The organism is Ramlibacter alkalitolerans (genome assembly GCF_016722765.1).
Taxonomy (GTDB): Bacteria; Pseudomonadota; Gammaproteobacteria; order Burkholderiales; family Burkholderiaceae_C; genus Ramlibacter; species Ramlibacter alkalitolerans.
In genome coordinates, this window is the sequence record NZ_JAEQND010000020.1 from 45,249 (window position 1) to 63,352 (window position 18,104).

Annotated in this window: 18 protein-coding genes; 7 read left to right on the forward strand and 11 right to left on the reverse strand. The window is 70.1% G+C overall.

The window, feature by feature from the left end; translation table 11 throughout:
• The first annotated feature begins 62 nt into the window (after positions 1-62).
• Positions 63-1,160, forward strand: coding sequence for an ABC transporter substrate-binding protein (locus JI746_RS26140; protein WP_201693251.1), 1,098 nt, complete (start codon positions 63-65; stop codon positions 1,158-1,160).
• Here JI746_RS26140 and JI746_RS26145 read toward each other — a convergent pair whose 3' ends face one another.
• The 5 genes from JI746_RS26145 to JI746_RS26165 form a co-directional block, all read right to left on the reverse strand.
• Positions 1,161-2,969: a glycoside hydrolase family 15 protein gene (locus JI746_RS26145; protein ID WP_201693252.1), complete on the reverse strand. Its 1,809-nt coding sequence runs from the start codon at positions 2,967-2,969 to the stop codon at positions 1,161-1,163. It lies immediately after the preceding gene.
• The gene (gene fabG, locus JI746_RS26150) at positions 2,969-3,763 is read right to left on the reverse strand and encodes a 3-oxoacyl-ACP reductase FabG (RefSeq protein ID WP_201693253.1); all 795 of its coding nucleotides are present in this window, start codon (positions 3,761-3,763) and stop codon (positions 2,969-2,971) included. Before fabG ends, JI746_RS26145 begins: the two co-directional genes overlap by 1 nt.
• A 161-nt stretch (positions 3,764-3,924) precedes the next feature.
• A complete protein-coding gene (locus JI746_RS26155; protein ID WP_201693254.1) occupies positions 3,925-4,434 on the reverse strand; it encodes a TPM domain-containing protein in 510 nt (169 codons plus the stop codon).
• Complete coding sequence (locus JI746_RS26160; RefSeq protein WP_201693288.1) at positions 4,434-5,384, reverse strand: TPM domain-containing protein; 951 nt, start codon at positions 5,382-5,384, stop codon at positions 4,434-4,436. The genes JI746_RS26155 and JI746_RS26160 overlap by 1 nt, the downstream gene beginning before the upstream one ends.
• 49 nt (positions 5,385-5,433) lie before the next feature.
• Positions 5,434-6,072 (reverse strand): LemA family protein, encoded by a 639-nt coding sequence (locus tag JI746_RS26165; RefSeq protein ID WP_201693255.1) that lies wholly within the window; start codon positions 6,070-6,072, stop codon positions 5,434-5,436.
• 44 nt (positions 6,073-6,116) lie between these two features.
• On the opposite strand from JI746_RS26165, the gene JI746_RS26170 reads away from it, so the two are divergent.
• Genes JI746_RS26170 through JI746_RS26180 form a run of 3 tightly spaced genes read left to right on the forward strand, consistent with a single transcriptional unit; the run spans position 6,117 to position 8,383 of the window.
• A complete protein-coding gene (locus JI746_RS26170; protein ID WP_201693256.1) occupies positions 6,117-6,857 on the forward strand; it encodes a Rossmann-fold NAD(P)-binding domain-containing protein in 741 nt (246 codons plus the stop codon).
• A 34-nt stretch (positions 6,858-6,891) separates the two neighbouring features.
• On the forward strand, positions 6,892-7,341 hold the full coding sequence (locus JI746_RS26175) for a YybH family protein (RefSeq protein WP_201693289.1): 450 nt from the start codon (positions 6,892-6,894) through the stop codon (positions 7,339-7,341).
• Positions 7,319-8,383: a YheT family hydrolase gene (locus tag JI746_RS26180; protein WP_201693257.1), complete on the forward strand. Its 1,065-nt coding sequence runs from the start codon at positions 7,319-7,321 to the stop codon at positions 8,381-8,383. The genes JI746_RS26175 and JI746_RS26180 overlap by 23 nt, the downstream gene beginning before the upstream one ends.
• On the opposite strand, the gene mrdA is transcribed toward JI746_RS26180, so the two are convergent.
• The 4 genes from mrdA to JI746_RS26200 form a co-directional block, all read right to left on the reverse strand.
• Positions 8,322-10,604: a penicillin-binding protein 2 gene (gene mrdA / locus JI746_RS26185; RefSeq protein WP_201693258.1), complete on the reverse strand. Its 2,283-nt coding sequence runs from the start codon at positions 10,602-10,604 to the stop codon at positions 8,322-8,324. The genes JI746_RS26180 and mrdA overlap by 62 nt on opposite strands.
• Before the next feature lie 16 nt (positions 10,605-10,620).
• Positions 10,621-11,139: a rod shape-determining protein MreD gene (gene mreD / locus JI746_RS26190; protein WP_201693259.1), complete on the reverse strand. Its 519-nt coding sequence runs from the start codon at positions 11,137-11,139 to the stop codon at positions 10,621-10,623.
• A gap of 13 nt (positions 11,140-11,152) precedes the next feature.
• Complete coding sequence (gene mreC, locus JI746_RS26195; RefSeq protein ID WP_201693260.1) at positions 11,153-12,070, reverse strand: rod shape-determining protein MreC; 918 nt, start codon at positions 12,068-12,070, stop codon at positions 11,153-11,155.
• A 114-nt stretch (positions 12,071-12,184) separates the two neighbouring features.
• Positions 12,185-13,228, reverse strand: a complete 1,044-nt coding sequence (locus JI746_RS26200) for a rod shape-determining protein (protein ID WP_169422959.1) — start codon at positions 13,226-13,228, stop codon at positions 12,185-12,187.
• Between the two features lie 171 nt (positions 13,229-13,399).
• Here JI746_RS26200 and gatC point away from each other — a divergent pair, with 171 nt between their 5' ends.
• Genes gatC through gatB form a run of 3 tightly spaced genes read left to right on the forward strand, consistent with a single transcriptional unit; the run spans position 13,400 to position 16,613 of the window.
• Positions 13,400-13,699 carry an Asp-tRNA(Asn)/Glu-tRNA(Gln) amidotransferase subunit GatC gene (gene gatC, locus JI746_RS26205; protein WP_201693261.1) on the forward strand — a complete coding sequence of 100 codons (300 nt, stop codon included), beginning with the start codon at positions 13,400-13,402 and terminating at the stop codon, positions 13,697-13,699.
• Positions 13,696-15,159, forward strand: coding sequence for an Asp-tRNA(Asn)/Glu-tRNA(Gln) amidotransferase subunit GatA (gene gatA / locus JI746_RS26210; RefSeq protein ID WP_201693262.1), 1,464 nt, complete (start codon positions 13,696-13,698; stop codon positions 15,157-15,159). The genes gatC and gatA overlap by 4 nt, the downstream gene beginning before the upstream one ends.
• Positions 15,159-16,613 carry an Asp-tRNA(Asn)/Glu-tRNA(Gln) amidotransferase subunit GatB gene (gatB, locus tag JI746_RS26215; protein WP_201693263.1) on the forward strand — a complete coding sequence of 485 codons (1,455 nt, stop codon included), beginning with the start codon at positions 15,159-15,161 and terminating at the stop codon, positions 16,611-16,613. Before gatA ends, gatB begins: the two co-directional genes overlap by 1 nt.
• Positions 16,614-16,698: 85 nt before the next feature.
• On the opposite strand, the gene JI746_RS26220 is transcribed toward gatB, so the two are convergent.
• Both JI746_RS26220 and pyrE read right to left on the reverse strand, forming a co-directional pair.
• A complete protein-coding gene (locus JI746_RS26220) occupies positions 16,699-17,406 on the reverse strand; it encodes a DUF4124 domain-containing protein (protein WP_201693264.1) in 708 nt (235 codons plus the stop codon).
• A 13-nt stretch (positions 17,407-17,419) separates the two neighbouring features.
• Positions 17,420-18,100: an orotate phosphoribosyltransferase gene (gene pyrE / locus JI746_RS26225; protein ID WP_201693265.1), complete on the reverse strand. Its 681-nt coding sequence runs from the start codon at positions 18,098-18,100 to the stop codon at positions 17,420-17,422.
• Positions 18,101-18,104: the final 4 nt, after the last annotated feature.

Consider the following 18,104-nt stretch of genomic DNA (forward strand, 5'->3'; position numbering starts at 1 on the left):
AGTAGGCTTGGCTGCAAACCGCCGCTCCAGACGGCCGTCCGCTCGTTGTGAGGAGGTCCCCCATGCGCATTCTTGCCTGCGCGCTGCTGCTTGCCGCAGCGCCAGCCCTGGCCCAGGAAATCATCGTCGGCCAGTCCGCCCCGCTGACCGGCGGCAACGCCGAACTCGGCAACGACATCCGCAACGGCGCCCTGGCCTATTTCCACAAGGTCAACGAGGCCGGCGGCATCGCCGGCGCGAAGATCAAGCTGGTGACGCTGGACGACCACAACGAGACGAAGCTCTCGGCGGAGAACGCGAAGAAGCTGGTGGAGGAGAACAACGCCGTCGCGCTGTTCGGCTTTGCCTCGTCCACGCTCAGCATCCCCGCCATGCCGCAGGTGGTCGAACACAAGGTGCCCTTCTTCGCGCCTTTCACCGGCGCGGACACCATCCGCAAGCAGAACGAGTACGTCTACACGGTGCGTGCCACCTATGCGGACGAGATCGGCAAGATCATCAACTTCTGGGGCAACCTCGGCAACACCAAGGTCACGGTGCTGCACTACGACGACACGGTCGGCAAGCAGAACTTCGAGACGGTCGCCGAGGTGCTGAAGAAATTCAACCGCACGCCGGTGTCGGTGGCCATCAAGCGCAACGCGGAGGTCACAGAAGCCAACGTGCGCGCGGTCGTCGCCTCCGACCCCAACGTGCTGGTCGTGACCACGCTCTATGCGCCGGCGGCGCAGATGCTCAAGAAGCTCAAGGCGCAGGGCCGCGTCTACATGACGACCAGCCTGTCCTTCGCCGGCGCCAGCCAGCTCGCCAAGGCGCTCGGCCCCGACGCCTCCGGCGTCTCGGTGGCGATCACCGTGCCGACGCCGCGCTCGCACGCGGTGGCGGTGGTGCGCGAGTGCAACGAGGCGTGGACCGGTTCCGGCCAGAAGGAGCTGATGTCGGTGACGGCGCTCGAGTCCTGCATCGCCGCCAAGGTGCTGACCGAAGGCATGCGGCGCGCCGGCAGCAACGTCACGCGTGCCTCGCTGCACAAGGCGCTGTCGGCGCTCGGCCGCTTCGACACGGGCGGCTACGTCGTCGACTTCAAGCCCAATTTCCGCCACGGCGGCAGCTACGTCGGCATGGCGCTGCTCAAGCCCAACGGCGAAGTGCGCGAGTAACTACAGCCGGCGCGCGCCGGTCAGGCGCACGGCCCGCGCGGCGCGATCCGCCTGCGTGCCGCGCAGGGCCGCGTCGCCCCCGTGCTTGTGCAACTCCAGGTGCACCGCGCTGTTGACCAGCGCCAGGTGCGTGAAGGCCTGCGGGAAGTTGCCGAGGAAGCTGCCGTCGCCGGCCTGCACTTCCTCGGCGAACAGGCCCAGGTCGTTCGACAGGCCCAGCAGCCGTTCGAACAGGCGCCGTGCTTCGTCCGCGCGGCCGGTCGCGAGCAGCGCATCCACCAGCCAGAAGCTGCAGATCAGGAACGCGCCCTCGCTGCCCGGCAGCCCGTCCGGGTTGCGGTAGCGCAGCACGAAGCAGTCGTCCTGCAACTGCTCCTGCACCGCCGACACGGTGCGTGCGAGCAGGCCGGCGTCCAGCGGCAGGTCCAGCAGCGGCAGCGTGAGCAGCGAGGCATCGACCTGCTCCGAGCCTGCGGCCTGCACGAGGTGGGTGCCGCCGCGGTGCAGGCCGTGGCGCAGGATCCACTGCAGCACTTCGGCGCGCGCCTGCTCCCAGGCCGGCTGCGGCCCCAGCATGCGGATCGCGCGGTCCAGCGCCACCCAGGCGAAGGCCTTGCTGTGCACGTTGTGCCGGGGCGCGTCGCGCAGTTCCCAGATGCCCTGGTCCGGCGCCGCCCAGTGCCGCGCCACGTGGTCCGCCGCGCCGCGCACGACCCGCGCGAGCTGTTCGTCCAGCGGGGCGCCGAGCTGCTGGTAGGCCAGGGCCCAGTCCGCCAGCTCGCCGTAGATGTCGATCTGCACCTGCTGCGCGGCGGCATTGCCCACGCGCACCGGCCGCGAGCCGCGATGGCCCTCGACGTGCGCCAGGCAGCGTTCCCCCACTTCGATCTCGCCGCCGATGCCGTACAGCACCTGCAGGCGCACCGGCGAGTTGGCGCAGCAGGTTTGCAGGAAACCGCAGAACTGGCGCGCTTCCTCCGTGTAGCCCAGCGTGGCGAAGGCCTGCAGCACCATGGAGGCGTCGCGCAGCCAGGTGTAGCGGTAGTCCCAGTTGCGCACGCCACCGAGCTGCTCGGGCAGCGAGGTCGAGGCGGCGGCGACGATCGCGCCGGTCGGCGCATAGGTCAGCGCCTTGAGCGTGAGCGCGCTGCGCCGCACCGCATCGGCGTAGTCGCCGCTGTAGGCGCAGCGGGCGCACCAGCCTTCCCAGAAGGCACTGGTTTCGTCCAGCAGGTGCTGCGGCGCGCGCGCGGCCTGCACCGCTTGGTGGCAGGGCGGGGACAGCACGAAGGTGCGGCGCTCGCCGGCGCCGATCTGCAGCAGTTCCTCGTGCGCGCCGTGCGGCTGGTCCGGGCGGGTGTCGCAGTACAGCCGCGCGTCCGCCGGCTGCGCGTCGGCGAAGCCGGCAGCAGGCGGCGCGAAACGCAGCTGCAGCTCGACGCGGCCGGCGAGCCCTTCGACCATGCGCACCAGCATGCCCTCGTTCTCGCGCCCGGGTTGCATGGTGCTGGCGCTGTCGGGGCGGCGGCGCGCCGGCATGAAATCGGTGATCGCCACCGTGCCGCCATCGCAGTGGTGCAGCGTGCGCAGCGCGAAGGTCTCGGGCAGGTAGGCGCGTTCGCTGCGGCCCGGGCGCACCGGGGCGAGCTGGAAGCGCCCGCCCTGCCGCGCATCGAGCACGCCCCACAGCACCGGCTCGGCATCGAAGCGGCCGAAGCAGCACCAGTCGACGTCGCCCGTGCGCGTCACGAGGGCGGCGCCATGGCAGTCGGCCAGCAGGGCGTGGTCCTCGATGGGCGCGTAGGCCATCAGCCGCCCTCGCGGAAGGCGGGATAGAGCGACATGGCGCCGTCGACGAACAGGGTGGTGCCGACCACGTAGTCCGCGGCGTCGGAGGCCAGCCACACGGCCGCGCGCGCGACGTCTTCCGGCTCGCCGATGCGGCCGTACGGAATCAGCTGCAGCAGCTTTTCCATCGCCTCGGGCGTGGACCACGCGTCCTCGTTGATCGGCGTGCGGATCGCACCGGGCGCGATGGCGTTGACGCGGATCTTCTCGGCCGCGAGCTCCTGCGCCATGCTCTCCATCAGCAGCTTGAGGCCGCCCTTGGCCGCCGCATAGTTGGCGTGCCCCGCCCACGGGATGCGCTGGTGGACCGAGTTGATGAAGATGATCTTGCCGAGGGCGCGCGAGCGCTGCGCATCGGGCCCCTGCCGGCGGAACGCGCGCACGGCGTGCTGGGCGCACAGGAACTGGCCGGTGAGGTTCAGGTCCATGACCTGGCGCCAGTCCTCCAGCGTCAGCTCGGTGAACGCGGCGTCCTTCTGGATGCCGGCGTTGGCCACCAGCACGTCGATGCCACCGAGCAGGCGCGTCGCCTGCTGCAGCAACTGCTCGCATCCGGCTGGCTGGCCGAGATCGGCCTGCGCCCCGTGCGCCGTGCCGCCGCGCCGGCGGATCTCGTCGACCAACTCGCTGGCCTGGCCGGAATGCGAGTGGTAGTGCACCAGCACCGCCGCGCCGGCCTCGCCGAAGGCACGCGCGATCGCGAGCCCGATGCCGGAGCTCGCGCCGGTGACGACGCAGCGTTGACCTGTGAGCATGGAGACCTCGCGCCCATGCTACTGCCGCAGGAGCGCGGTGTGGGATCCTGTAGGCTGGTGGTGACGCGCGCCAGCGCCGGAACCCCAGCGCTTTCGCGCATCGCTGGGGTTCGCGCTGACGCGGCTCACCGCCAGCCTACCTCCGTCACCACCCGCAGCCCTCACCCCAGCACCGGCTCGTCCGGCAGCTCATTCGGATTCGCCTCGCCCCCGCGCAGCGGAAAATGCTGCACCAGCAGCGCCGTCACCTCGTCGACCGCCTGCACCAGCCCTTCCTCGTAGCGGCCGGCGCGGAAGGCATCGCCCATGCTGCGCACGATCTCCTGCCAGTGCGCCTGCGGCACGTGGCGCGCCAGGCCGCGGTCGGCGACCACCTCGATCGCGTGTTCCGCCAGCAGCAGGTAGATGAGCACGCCGTTGTTCTGCTCGGTGTCCCAGACGCCCAGCTTGCCGAACATGGCGATCGCGCGCTCGCGCGGGGCGGCGTCGCGCCACAGGTAGCTCAGGGGCAGGCCGGCTTCGATGTAGATGCGGATCTCGCCGCCGTGGCGCGCCTCGCTGGCAGCCACCCGGTCCGCCAGGCGCTGCACGAGCGCGGGCGGGATCGCACGCCGCGTGTCGGCGTCGTCGACCCAGCGGTGCCGCAACATGCGTTGGAAGCGCTGCATCATCACCAGTCTCCCGAGGCGCCGCCGCCGCCGAAATCGCCCCCGCCGCCCGAACCGAAGCCGCCGCCGCCGCCGAAGCCACCGCCGCCGCCTCCTCCACCCCAACCGCCACCGGGAAAGATCACCGGCCCGCCCCAGCCGCGCCGGCGGCCGCCGAACGGTCCGCCGCCCGACATCATCGAGAACAGCAGGCCGACGATCGCGGCGATCACGGCGATCACGACGCTGGACGTGAACAGGAAGGCCAGGAAGCCGATGCCGCCCCCGGTGACCATCGAGCCGAGCTTGCGGCCGAACATGGCGCGCAGCACGCCGCCGACCACCGGAACGGCGATGAACAGCAGGATCGCGAGGTTGAAGAAGTCGAAGCCGCCGCCGCCCTGCGGCTCGCCCCGGGTGCGCGGCTGTGCCGGCGCCGGCAGCGGCTCGCCGGAGATGCGCGCGATCAGCTGGTCGGCCGCGGCCTGCAGCCCGCCGGCGAAGTCGCCCTGGCGGAAGCGCGGCGTGATGGCCTCGTCGATGATCTGCTTGGCCGCGAGGTCGGGCACCGCGCCTTCGAGCGTCTTGGCCACCTCGATGCGCACCTTGCGGTCGTCCTTGGCGACGATCACGACGACGCCGTCGCCGACCTCCTTGCGGCCGATCTTCCAGGCGTTGGCCACACGGTTGGCGTAGCTGGCGACGTCTTCCGGCTGCGTGGTGGGCACCAGCAGCATCACGATCTGCGTGCCCTTCTTCTGCTCGAACGCGGCGAGCTTGTCTTCCAGGCCCTTGCGCTGGATGGCGTCGAGCGTGCTGGTCTGGTCGATCACGCGGGCGGTGAGCTCGGGCACCGGCAGCACGTCCTGGGCGAAGCAGGCGCCCGCCAGCCAGAGCACGAGCAGCCCGGCGGCGCCCCGCAGGCTGGTCTTCGCGCAGCGAACACCAGCAAGCACCGCACACACCAGCGCCATGGCTGGTGTGCGCTGCGCGCAGCCCAGCCTGCACGTCATGCGCATCGCCTCAACGGGCGGGCGAGGCGGGCGAGACCGGCGGCGGCACGGTGCCGGGGTTCGACGGCTTGCTGAAATCCACCGTCGGCGGCACCGAGATCTGCGCCTCGTTCTGCACCGTGAAGTTCGCCTTCGGCGCGTAGTGGAAGACCATCGCGGTGAGGTTGGTCGGGAAGCTGCGCGCCAGCACGTTGTACTCCTGCACGGCCTGGATGTAGCGGTTGCGCGCCACGGTGATGCGGTTCTCGGTGCCTTCGAGCTGCACGCGCAGGTCGCGGAAGGACTGGTTGGCCTTCAGGTCCGGGTAGCGTTCGCTCACCACCAGCAGCCGCGACAGCGCGCTGGAAAGCTCGCCCTGCGCCTGCTGGAATTTCTGGAAGGCCTGGGGATCGTTCAGGGTCTCCGGCGTGACCTGCACGGAGGTCGCCTTCGCCCGCGCCTCCACCACCTGGCGCAGCGTGTCCTGCTCGAAGTTCGCCTCGCCCTTGACCGTGGCCACGAGGTTGGGCACCAGGTCGGCGCGGCGCTGGTACTGGTTCAGCACCTCGGCCCACGCCGACTTCGTCTGTTCGTCCAGACGCTGGAAATCGTTGTAGCCGCATCCGGAAAGGGACGCGAGCACAGCCAGGATCAGCAGCCACTTCTTCATGTCGGTTCCACCTCGGCTAAGCTGTCGACGGTAGCATAGATGGGATGGCGCAGGACCCGCTTCAAGTGCTGCGGGCCGCTTCGCGCCCGCACCCATCCGCCGGACGGCCGCGGCTGCTGATCGCCGGCGCCACCGGTGCGCTCGGCAACGAGGTGTTGCGGCGGCTGGCCGGCTCCTCCGCCTATGAGACCACCCAGGTGCTCGCCCGCGAGCCGGTCACCGAAGGCATGCGCAACGTGCAGACGCTGCTCGTGCCCGCGCCTGAGCCCGGCGGCTGGCCGCCGGCCCGGGCAGATGTCGGCGTGGTGCTGTTCGATCCGCCGCGGCTGTTCTACGACCGCGAACGCGCGCTGTGGACGCCGGCGCCCGAGCAGCTGCCGGCGCTGGCGCGCTGGATGCGCGCGAGCGGCGTGCGCACCTTCGCCGTCGTGCTGCCGCATGCGCCGGGCCGCCTGCCCGAAGCGCTCAAGCGCGGGCTGGCCAGCCTCGACGAGCATGCGGTGGCCAGCCTCGGCTTCGAGCGCCTGCTGATCCTGCGCTCGGCGCAGAAGCCGGCGACGGAGCGGCGCGAGAGTGCGCTTTCACGGCTGGCCCACTGGATGCTTGGCGTGTTCAAGTACATGGTGCCCTCGGCCGAGCAGCCGGTGCGGGCCGTGAAGGTGGCGGAGCTGCTCTCGCTGGCGCTGCGGCGGGCCCGCCCCGGCATTCACGTCGCGGCGCCGGAACTGGTGTGGCAGGCTGCGCAGGGCGAGATGGAAGACGTGGTGCGCCGCTGGCTCGCGTGAGCGGGTGTCGGCACAATCAGGAGATACCGTGACCATGCGCAAGTCGAAGCTCCAGGCGGCCAGTCTCGACGGCGATGCCGACGACGTGGAGGCCGCCTTCTACGATGCCCTGCAGCGCGGCGACATCGAGAAGCTGATGGGGTGCTGGGCCGACGAGGACGAGATCTTCTGCATCCATCCCGGCGGCCCGCGCGTGGTGGGCGCCACCGCGATCCGCGCCACCTTCGAAGCCATGTTCGCCGAGGGGCCCGTGCGGGCCTGGCCGGAGCGGGTGCGCAAGATCGGCTCGGTGACCAGCAGCGTGCACAACGTCGTCGAGCGCGTGGAGGTCCTCACGCCCGGCGGCCTGACCAGCGCCTGGGTGATCGCGACCAACATCTACCACCGCACGGCCCAGGGCTGGCGGCTCGTGGCGCACCACGCGAGCCCGGGCACCACGGGAGACATCCAGGAAGTGTCGGATGCCCCAGCGGTCCTCCACTAGCGGCGGCCTGCAGGGCTACGCCGCGCCCTGGTGGCTGCCGGGCGGCAACCTGCAGACGATCTGGCCGGCCCTGTTCGCACGCCGCACGCGCGGCACCGTGCCGGCCTTCGCGCGCCAGCGCTGGACCACGCCCGACGGCGACTTCGTCGACGTGGATGTCCTCGCCGGCGAGGGCGCGGCGCGCCGGCCGCTGGTCGTGCTCTTCCACGGCCTCGAGGGCTCCTCGGGCAGCCACTATGCGGAGGCCTTCGCGGACGTCGCCTGGCGCGCTCAGCTGACCTTCGTGGTGCCGCACTTTCGCGGCTGCAGCGGCGAGCTGAACCTCGCGCCGCGCGCCTACCACTCGGGCGACCATGCGGAGATCGACTTCATCCTGCGGCGCCTGCGCCAGCAGCACCAGGGCCCCATCGTGGCCGTGGGCGTGTCACTGGGGGGCAACGCGCTGCTGCGCTGGGCGGGCGAGGCCGGCGAGCGCGCCGCGGACCTGGCGCAGGCGGTCGCCGCGGTGTGCTCGCCGCTCGACCTGGCCGCCGGCGGGCACCACATCGGCAAGGGCTTCAACCGCATGGTCTACACGACCATGTTCCTGCACACCATGAAGCCCAAGGCGCTGCAGAAGTGGGCGCAGCACCCGGGCCTGTTCGACCGCGAGGCCCTGCTGCGCGCCAGCGACCTCTACGAGTTCGACAACATCTTCACCGCGCCGGTGCACGGCTTCACCGGCGTCGAGGATTACTGGGCGCGCGCCTCGGCCAAGCCGCACCTGCACCGCATCCGCATCCCGGCGCTGGCGCTCAACGCCCTGAACGATCCCTTCGTGCCCGCCGCGAGCCTGCCGCAGGCCGCCGACATCAGTGCCACGATGACGCTCTGGCAGCCGGCGCAGGGCGGCCACGTCGGCTTTCCTTCCGGGCCCTTCCCCGGCCACGTGCTGGCGATGCCGGAGGCGGTGACGGCCTGGCTGCTGCAGGCTGCGGGGATCACTCCGCCGGTGCCGCAGGCGTGGCCGCAGCGGCCGCAGACCGTTCCGGCGGCACCCTGACCGGCCGCGGCGGAACCTGCGCGGTGCGCAAGGGCCTCGGTGCCGAGGCCGCCCTGGCCGCCGGCTTGGCGCCCGCCGCCGGCGCATAGGAGGCCGGCGCCTCGCGCCAGCGCGGAGCCCACACGTTCGTTCCCGCCGTCGGCGTGCCGACCGTCGCGTTCGCCACCGGCGAGAACGCGGCGGCGATCAGCTGCCCGGACTGCACGGCGGCCTGCGGCATCGCACCGGCGCTGGCCGGCATCGTGGGCGCGCCGGCGGCGGCGCTGCTGGCCGGCGGCCAGGCGGCTTCGGCGGCGGGCCGCGGCGTGCCGATCGGCGTCGTCGCCTTGCCCAACTTCACGGCGGCGATGTCTTCCTCGCTCGGGTACAGGCCCTGCAGGTAGTAGTCGAAGGCTCGGCGCGCGATCGGCGCGGCGGCGGCGGCACCGAAGCCGGCGTTCTCCACGATCATGCCGATCGCGATCTTCGGGTCGTCGGCCGGCGCGTAGGCGATGTACAGCGCGTGGTCGCGGTGCCGCTCCTCGGTGTTGGCGTGGCTGTACTTGGCGCCCTGCGCGATGCCCACCACCTGCGCCGTACCGGTCTTGCCGCCGCTGGTGTAGCCGGCTCCCCGGAAGGCGGCGGCCGAGGTGCCCTCGATGGTCACGCCCACCATGGCCTTGCGGATGATCGCCAGGTTCTCGGGCTTGGCGGTGAGCTGGCCGATCTGCTGCGGCGCCACCGGCTCGCCCTTCTTGGTGGTGGTGTCGACGATCTCCTTGACCAGGTGCGGCTTCATGCGCGCGCCGGCCGGGTTGGAGATGGTCGCCATCGCGGTGGCGAGCTGCAGCGGCGTGAAGTTGTTGTAGCCCTGGCCGATGCCCAGCGAGATCGTCTCGCCCGCGTACCACTTCTGCTGCTCGGGCCGGCGGTAGGCCTTGCGCTTCCACTCGGTGGAAGGCAGCAGGCCCTTGGATTCGCCCTGGATGTCGATGCCGGTCACCTCGCCGAAACCGAAGTGCGACAGCTGCTCGTGCATCAGGTCCACGCCCATGTCGTTGGCCAGGATGTAGTAGTAGGTGTCGCAGGACTGGACGATGGAGCGGTACATGTCCACCGTGCCGTGGCCGCCCGGCTTGTCGTCGCGGAACTGGTGGCCGCCGAACCAGAAGAAGCCCGGGTCCGAGATCGCCTGCTCGGGCCGGCGCTTGCCGGTCTCCAGCGCGGCGAGGGCCATGTAGGGCTTGAAGGTGGAGCCGGGCGGATAGGTGCCGCGCAGCGCGCGATTGAGCAGCGGCTTGTCGATCGACTCGTTGAGCGCCTGCCAGTTCTCCTGGTCGATGCCGTCGACGAACAGGTTGGGATCGAAGGTCGGCTTGCTCACGAAGGCCAGCACCTCGCCCGTCTTGGGGTCGATCGCGACCAGCGCGCCGCGGCGGTCGCCGTACAGGTCTTCCACCAGCTTCTGCAGCTTGATGTCGATCGACAGGCGCACGGTGTTGCCCGGCGTGGCGGGCGTGGACGCCAGCTTGCGCACCGCGCGGCCGCCGGCGGAGGTCTCGACCTGCTCCACGCCGGTGATGCCGTGCAGCTGCTTCTCGTAGCTCTGCTCCACGCCCAGCTTGCCGATGTACTCGGTGCCGCGGTAGTTGGCCTGCTCTTCTTCCGGCCAGTCCTCGATCACCTTCTTCTCGGCCTGGTTCACCCGGCCGATGTAGCCGATGGCGTGGCTGGCGAGTTCGCCGTAGGGGTAGTTGCGGAACAGGCGGGCCTTGATGTCCACGCCGGGGAAGCGGAAGCGCTGCACGGTGAAGCGCGCCACTTCCTCGTCGCTGAGCTTGGTGCGCAGCGGCAGCGAGTCGATGCTCTTGCTTTCCTCCAGCAGCTTCTTGAAGCGGCGGCGGTCGCGCTGCTGGATGTCGATCACGTGCGTCAGTTCGTCGATCACGGTGTCGAGCGGCCGCGACAGCCGCGAGGGCGTGATCTCCAGCGTGTACGCGGAGTAGTTGGATGCCAGCACGATCCCGTTGCGATCCAGGATGAGGCCGCGGTTCGGCACGATCGGCACGATGGCCGTGCGGTTCGCCTCGGCCTGTTCGTCGAGCTCCTCGTGGCGCACCACCTGCAGCACCACCAGCCGCGAGACCAGCAGCAGGAACAGCAGCAGCACGGCGACGCTGGCGACCAGCACGCGGCCGCGGAATCGGGACAGGTCGGCTTCGACGTTGCGCAGTTCGGTCATGGGACTTCAGACCTTCCTAGAGCGGTCTATTCTCGTCCGGATCGGGCGCCCTGCGTTGGGGCCAGAGCAGCAACACGCTCACCACCGGCCACAGCGCGGCTTCCACCACGGGCGACAGCAGGAAGGTGACGCCGGGGAAGGGCGCGCCGCCGAGCATGCGGATCGCCAGCTCGATGCCGTGCGCCGCGGCGAACAGCGGCAGCACCTGCACTGCCTGCGAGGGCACCTTGAACCACAGCAGCCGGCGGTGGATGGTGATCGCGAAGTAGCTCAGCGTGGTGTAGGCCAGCGCGTGCTGGCCCAGCAGCGAGGCCTGGTGCACGTCGATCGCCAGCCCGAACACGAAGGCGGCGATCACGCCGATGCGCAGGGGCTGGTGCACGCTCCAGAACACGATGACGATGGCCAGCACGTCCGGCATCCACGGCAGCCGGCCGAGCGGCAGCATGTTGATCATCATCGCGAAGATCAGCGTGAACCAGATGAAGAACGGATTGGCCGGCAGCAACAGCGGCTGCCCGGGACGCATGATCATGCGGTCGGCTTCCTCATTTGCGACCCTTCTTCAGCGGCGCCGCGTCCTCCGGCGCCGGCCGCGGCGGGATCTGCGAAAGCAGCGGCTTGAGCACCATCACGTGGCGCGCGCCCGCCACCAGCGCCTGCGGGTTGCAGACGATCTTGGCGAAGGCGGAATCCGGCCGGCGGTCCACCTTGGCCACCTTGGCGACCGGGATGCCGGGCGGGTAGACGCCGTCGACGCCGCTGGTGGTGAGCAGGTCGCCCGGCTGCACGTCGGCGTTGGCGGCCATGTAGCGCAGCTCCAGCCCGCCGCTGCCGTAGCGGCCGGCGTCGCCATAGGTGATGCCGCGCACGCCGGTGCGGGTGTTGATCACGGGGATGGCCTGCTCGGTGTCCGTCACCAGGGTGACCTCGCTGATCAGGGGATGCACGCGCGTCACCTGCCCGATCACGCCGGATTCATCGATCACCGGCGAGCCGGGGTCGATGCCCTGGGCGAGGCCCTTGTCGATGACGACGCGGCGGGTGTAGGGGTCGGCGGCGTCGTAGAGCACTTCGGCCGTCTGGGTCGGCGTGTTCAGCCGCTCGCGCAACTGGAGCAACTTGCGTAACTGGGCGTTTTCCAGCGCCAGCTCCTCGACCTGGTTGGCGCGCTGCGACTGCAGCACCAGCTTGCGGCGGGCCGCCTCCTCGTTCTGCAGCGCCGTGTTGAGGGTGGTGAAGTAGTCCTGCACGGTGCGCACCGCCAGCACCGGACGCATCGCCACCCACTGCACCGGGAACAGCACCGTGGCCATCGCGGAGCGTACCGGCTGCGTGATCTTGAAGCGCGCGTCGGCCACCATCAGGAACAGCGCCAGCGCGCTGCAGACCATCAGCTTGGAGAGTGCTGACGGTCCCTGCTTGAAGAAAGGCGGTGGAGTGCGGTCGAGAGTGCCTAGTGGCATGACGGAATGACTTCGCTTCGCTTCATGACGAAATGACAAAGGTCAGCATATTGTCACGCCGCGCGGAGCCGGCGTGTCATCCGTCGCCGCGTGCGCGCGGCGCGGCGCATTCCGTCATTCGGAAGTGAAGATCGAGCCCAGCCGTTCCATGCGTTCCAGGGCGATGCCGCAGCCGCGCACCACGCAGGTGAGCGGATCTTCCGCCACCAGCACGGGCAGGCCCGTTTCCTCGGCGAGCAGGCGATCGAGGTCGCGCAGCAGGGCGCCGCCGCCGGTGAGCATCATGCCGCGCTCGGCAATGTCGGCGCCCAGTTCCGGCGGCGTCTGCTCGAGCGCGTTCTTGACCGCCGACACGATGTTGTTCAGCGGATCGGTCAGTGCTTCCAGGATTTCGTTGGAGCTGATCGTGAAGCTGCGCGGCACGCCCTCGGAGAGGTTGCGGCCCTTGACTTCCATTTCCTTGACCTCGCTGCCGGGAAAGGCGGAGCCGATCTGCTTCTTGATGCTTTCGGCGGTGGGCTCGCCGATCAGCATGCCGTAGTTGCGGCGGATGTAGCTGATGATCGCTTCGTCGAACTTGTCGCCGCCCACGCGCACGCTGCCCTTGTAGACCATGCCGCCCAGGGAGATCACGCCGACCTCCGTGGTGCCGCCGCCGATGTCGACCACCATGGAACCGGAGGCTTCGGAGACGGGCAGGCCGGCACCGATCGCGGCGGCCATCGGCTCCTCGATCAGGTAGACCTCGGAGGCGCCGGCGCCGAGCGCGGACTCGCGGATCGCGCGCCGTTCCACCTGGGTGGAACCGCAGGGAACGCAGATGATGATGCGCGGGCTGGGCTTCAGGACGGACCGGGGATGGACCATCTTGATGAACTGCTTGAGCATCTGCTCGGTCACGGTGAAGTCGGCGATCACGCCGTCCTTCATCGGGCGGATGGCCTCGATGTTCCCGGGCACCTTGCCCAGCATGGCCTTGGCCTCGTGGCCCACGGCCTGGATGGATTTCTTGCCTTGCGGGCCGCCCTCGTGGCGGATCGCCACCACCGAAGGCTCATCCAGGACGATGCCCTTGTCGCGCACGAAGATCAGGGTGTTGGCGGTACCCAGGTCGATGGCCAGGTCCGTGGACAGATAGCGTCGGAATGCTCCGAACATGGGGGAAATCCTCTTCTTGTCGCGAAAGCGGCCGCCTTGCGCGGCCGTTGCACCGGGCGGCGGAGCACCGCTCGCCGAAGGCGGGATAATACCCGATCCCCTGTGCCGGACACCCCGCGCGCGGCGTTCGCGCGCGTTACAAGCCGTTGTGGCGCAAGACGTATTTTCACTATGTCCCTGAACTCCCAAGACATCGCGCGCATCGCGCACCTGGCTCGGCTGGAACTGCATCCTGCCGAGAGCGAGCGCATGCTCTCGCAGATCAACGACTTCTTCGCCATCGTCGAGAAGATGCGCGCGGTGGACACCTCCGGGGTGGAGCCGCTGACGCATCCCGTGGCGGCCGTGCGCGACGTCGCACTGCGCCTGCGCGAGGACGCGGCGAGCGAGCCGAACGCGCGCGAGGACAACCAGAAGAGCGCGCCGGCGGTGGAGCGCGGGCTGTTCCTGGTGCCGAAGGTGATCGAGTGAGCCAACTGCACCAACTGACCGTCGCGGAGCTCGCGCGCAAGCTCAAGGCCAGGGAAGTCTCCGCGGTCGAACTGGCGGGCCACTACCTCGGGCGCGTGAAGGCGCATGCCGATCTCGGCGCCTACCTGGCCACCAACGAGGAATGCACGCTCAAGCAGGCTCGCGCGGCGGACGAGGCGATCGCGGCCGGCGACGCCGGCCCGCTCACCGGCGTGCCGATCGCGCACAAGGACATCTTCGTCACGCGCGACTTCCCCAGCACCGCCGGCTCGAAGATGCTGGCGAACTACCGCTCGCCCTTCGATGCGACGGTGGTCCAGCGCCTGGGCGAAGCCGGCGCCGTGACGCTGGGCAAGCTCAATTGCGACGAGTTCGCCATGGGCTCGTCGAATGAGAATTCCGCCTACGGGCCGGTCAGGAATCCGTGGAACAAGGGCCGCATCCCGGGCGGCTCCTCCGGCGGCAGCGCCGTGGCCGTGGCCGCGGGCCTGGCGGCGGCCACCACCGGCACCGACACCGGCGGCTCGATCCGCCAGCCGGCCTCCTTCTGCGGCATCACCGGCATCAAGCCCACCTACGGGCGCGCCTCGCGCTACGGGATGATCGCCTATGCCTCCAGCCTCGACCAGGCCGGCGCCTTCGCGCGCACGGCGCAGGATTGCGCCCTGCTGCTGTCGGCGATCTGCGGGCCGGACCCGGACCGCGACTCCACGTCGCTGGACGTGCCGGCGGAGGACTTCACGCAGTCCCTCGGCGGCTCCATCGAGGGGCTGCGCATCGGGGTGCCGCGCGAGTTCCTGGCCGAAGGCGTGGCGCCCGACGTCCGGGCGGCGATCGAAGCGGCCCTGCAGCAGTACGAGAAGCTGGGCGCCCGGCGGGTGGAGATCTCGCTGCCCCGCACCGAGCTGGCGATCCCGGTCTACTACATCATCGCGCCAGCCGAGGCCAGCTCGAACCTCTCGCGCTTCGACGGCGTCAAGTTCGGACACCGCGCCGCGGACTACGCCGACCTGCTGGACATGTACAAGAAGACACGCGCCGAAGGCTTCGGCGCCGAGGTGCAGCGCCGCATCATGGTGGGCACCTACGTGCTGTCGCACGGCTACTACGACGCCTACTACCTGCAGGCGCAGAAGATCCGCCGCATGATCGCCGACGATTTCCAGGACGCGTTCAAGGAGTGCGACCTGATCGCCGGCCCGGTGGCGCCCACCGTGGCGTGGCAGCTCGGGGAGCACGGCGGCGACCCGGTCGCGGACTACCTGGCCGACATCTTCACGCTGCCCGGATCGCTGGCCGGCCTGCCCGGCATGAGCATTCCGTGCGGCTTCGGCGACGGCGGCATGCCCGTGGGCCTGCAGTTGATCGGCAACTACCTGGGCGAGGGCAGGCTGCTCAATGCCGCCCACCGTTTCCAGCAGGCCACCGACTTCCACCTCCGCGCGCCGGAGGGATTCTGATGACGTCCACGAGCAAGCTCATTCACGGCTACGAGGTCGTCATCGGCTTCGAGACCCACGCCCAGCTCTCCACCGAGAGCAAGATCTTCAGCCGCGCGCCGACGAAGTTCGGCGCCGAGCCGAACACGCAGGCTTGCCCGGTGGACCTGGCGCTGCCCGGCACGCTGCCGGTGATGAACCGCGGCGCGGTGGAGCGCGCGATCCGCTTCGGCCTGGCGATCGGGGCGCACGTGGCGCCGCGCAGCATCTTCGCCCGCAAGAACTACTTCTACCCCGACCTGCCCAAGGGCTACCAGATCTCGCAGTACGAGATCCCGGTGGTGCAGGGCGGCGAGGTCGGCTTCTTCCTCGGCGACGAGAAGAAGAGCGTGCGCCTGGTGCGCGCGCACCTGGAAGAGGACGCCGGCAAGTCGCTGCACGAGGACTTCGTCGGCCAGTCCGGCATCGACCTCAATCGCGCCGGCACGCCGCTGCTGGAGATCGTGACCGAGCCCGACATGCGCTCCTCCGACGAGGCGGTGGCGTACGCCCGCGAACTGCACAAGATCGTCACCTGGATCGGCATCTGCGACGGCAACATGCAGGAAGGCTCCTTCCGCTGCGACGCCAACGTGTCGGTGCGCAAGCCGGGCCAGCCGCTGGGCACCCGGCGCGAGATCAAGAACCTGAACTCCTTCAAGTTCATGAAGGAGGCGATCGACTTCGAGGTGCGCTGGCAGATCGACCGGCTGGAGGACGGCCTGGCGATTGAGCAGGCGACCGTGCTGTTCGATCCCGACACCGGCGAGACGCGCGCGATGCGCACCAAGGAGGACGCGGCCGACTACCGCTACTTCCCCGATCCCGACCTGCCGCCGCTGGTGATCGCGCCCGAGTGGGTGGAGCGCATCCGCGGCGAGATGCCGGAACTGCCGCGCGCCATGGCCGCGCGCTTCGTGCGCGACTACGGCCTGCCGGAGTACGACGCCACCACCCTGACCCAGAGCAAGGCGATGGCGGCCTACTTCGAGGAAGCGGCGCGCGCCAGCGGCCAGGCCAAGCTGGCCAGCAACTGGATCATGGGCGAGGTGTCGCGGCGCCTGAACGCGCAGGAGACGACGATGGCGCAGGCGCCGGTCGCTGCCGGGACGCTGGCCGCGCTGATCCGGCGCATCCAGGACGGCACGGTGTCGAACAGCGCCGCCCGGCAGGTGTTCGATGCCTTGTGGGCCGGGGAGGGCCAGGAGGTCGACGCCCTGATCGAAGCCAAGGGCCTGCGCCAGATGAACGACAGCGGCGCGCTGGAGCGGATCGTCGACGAGGTGATCGCGGCCAATCCGGCCAACGTCGAACAGGTGCGGGCCGGCAAGGACAAGGCCTTCAATGCGCTGGTCGGCCAGGCGATGAAGGCCAGCAAGGGCAAGGCGAACCCGCAGCAGGTCGGCGACCTGTTGCGCAGCAAGCTGGGGATCTGACCCGCCCCCGGGGGGGCATCTCCCCCGGAGTGGGTGGGGCATTTCGCCGGGGCGGGACCCGGGTATGTCGCCTGGGCGACGCGGCTCAGCGCCGTTGCGGCGCGCCGGAGGCGCCGCCGGCGCCGGAGGTGGCCGTGGAGGGGCCCAGTTGCGCCCACAGCGCCTTCAGCCGCGCCAGTTCCTCGTCGAACTGGGCGTCGATGCGCCGCTTTTCCTCTTCCTGCGCGGCCACGAAGCGCTGCTGGGCGGCGATCTGCTGCTCGTTTTCCTCGATCAGGCGCTTCAGGCGGGCCGGCCACCTGGCCGGATCCTTGTAGAACTCGGTTTCCTGTTCGAGCTTGCGGCGCTGCTCCTCGAGCTCCGCCACCCGGCGCTGGCCGGCGGCGATCACGTCCTGGGCGGCGCGCAGGGCCTTGACCCGCTCGCCGTCGTGCGCGGCCTGGTTCGGGTAGCGCGCCAGCAGCGCCTTCTGGGCGCGGCGCTCGTCGGTCTGGCGCTGGCGCTCGTCGGCGACCTTGCGCTCACGTTCCTCGGCGATCGCGCGTTCCTGGGCGGTGAGGGACGGGCCGATGGTGCGCCGCACCGTGCCGTCCTTCTTCAATTCCTTCTGCTCGCGGTCCAGGCATTCGATGATCGGGCGGTCGGACGTCAGGCGCTGGCCGCGCGAATCGATGCAGGTGAAGATGCTGCCGGTGCCCGGGGCCGCCGGCTGCGCCCAGGCGGGCGGGCACGCTCCCGCCAGCGCCAGCAGGGCGCCGCAAACGAGGCGAAAGCAAGATGGGACAGGCAGCACCAGGGATTCCTCTTCAGCCAGCTCCGTACCGATCCCGGTAAGCGACAACCTTCCCGTAATGCTCTCCGAGTTCGTCGCCGGCATGCACCTCCAGATAATGCAAGAGATCGGCCAGCCTGGCGATGGCGCAGACCTTCAAGCCCAGCCTTTCGCGGACATATTGCACGGCGCTCCACGCCACGTCGTGGCCGCCCTCCGTCGCTTTCTCCTGGCGGTCGAGCGCGATGGCCACCGCCTGGGGGGTGGCGCCGGCCGCCTGGATCAGGGCGATGGACTCCCGGGCCGCCGTTCCGGCCGACATGACGTCGTCGACCACCAGCACCCGGCCGCGCACCGGCGCCCCGACCAGGGTGCCGCCCTCGCCGTGGTCCTTGGCTTCCTTGCGGTTGTAGGCGTAGGGCACGTTGCGGCCGGCGCGGGCCAGCTCGATGGCCACGGCCGCCGCCAGCGGGATGCCCTTGTAGGCCGGGCCGAAGATCATGTCGAACTCGATGCCCGAGGCGAGGATGCGGCGTGCATAGAATTGCGCCAGCCGACCGAGCTTGGCGCCGTCGTCGAACAGGCCCGCGTTGAAGAAATAGGGGGACAGGCGTCCCGCCTTGGTCTTGAACTCGCCGAAGCGCAGCACGCCCGACTGCACGGCGAACTCCACGAACTCCTGGGCCAGTGCGTCCTGCCCGCCATCCGCCATCATGGGA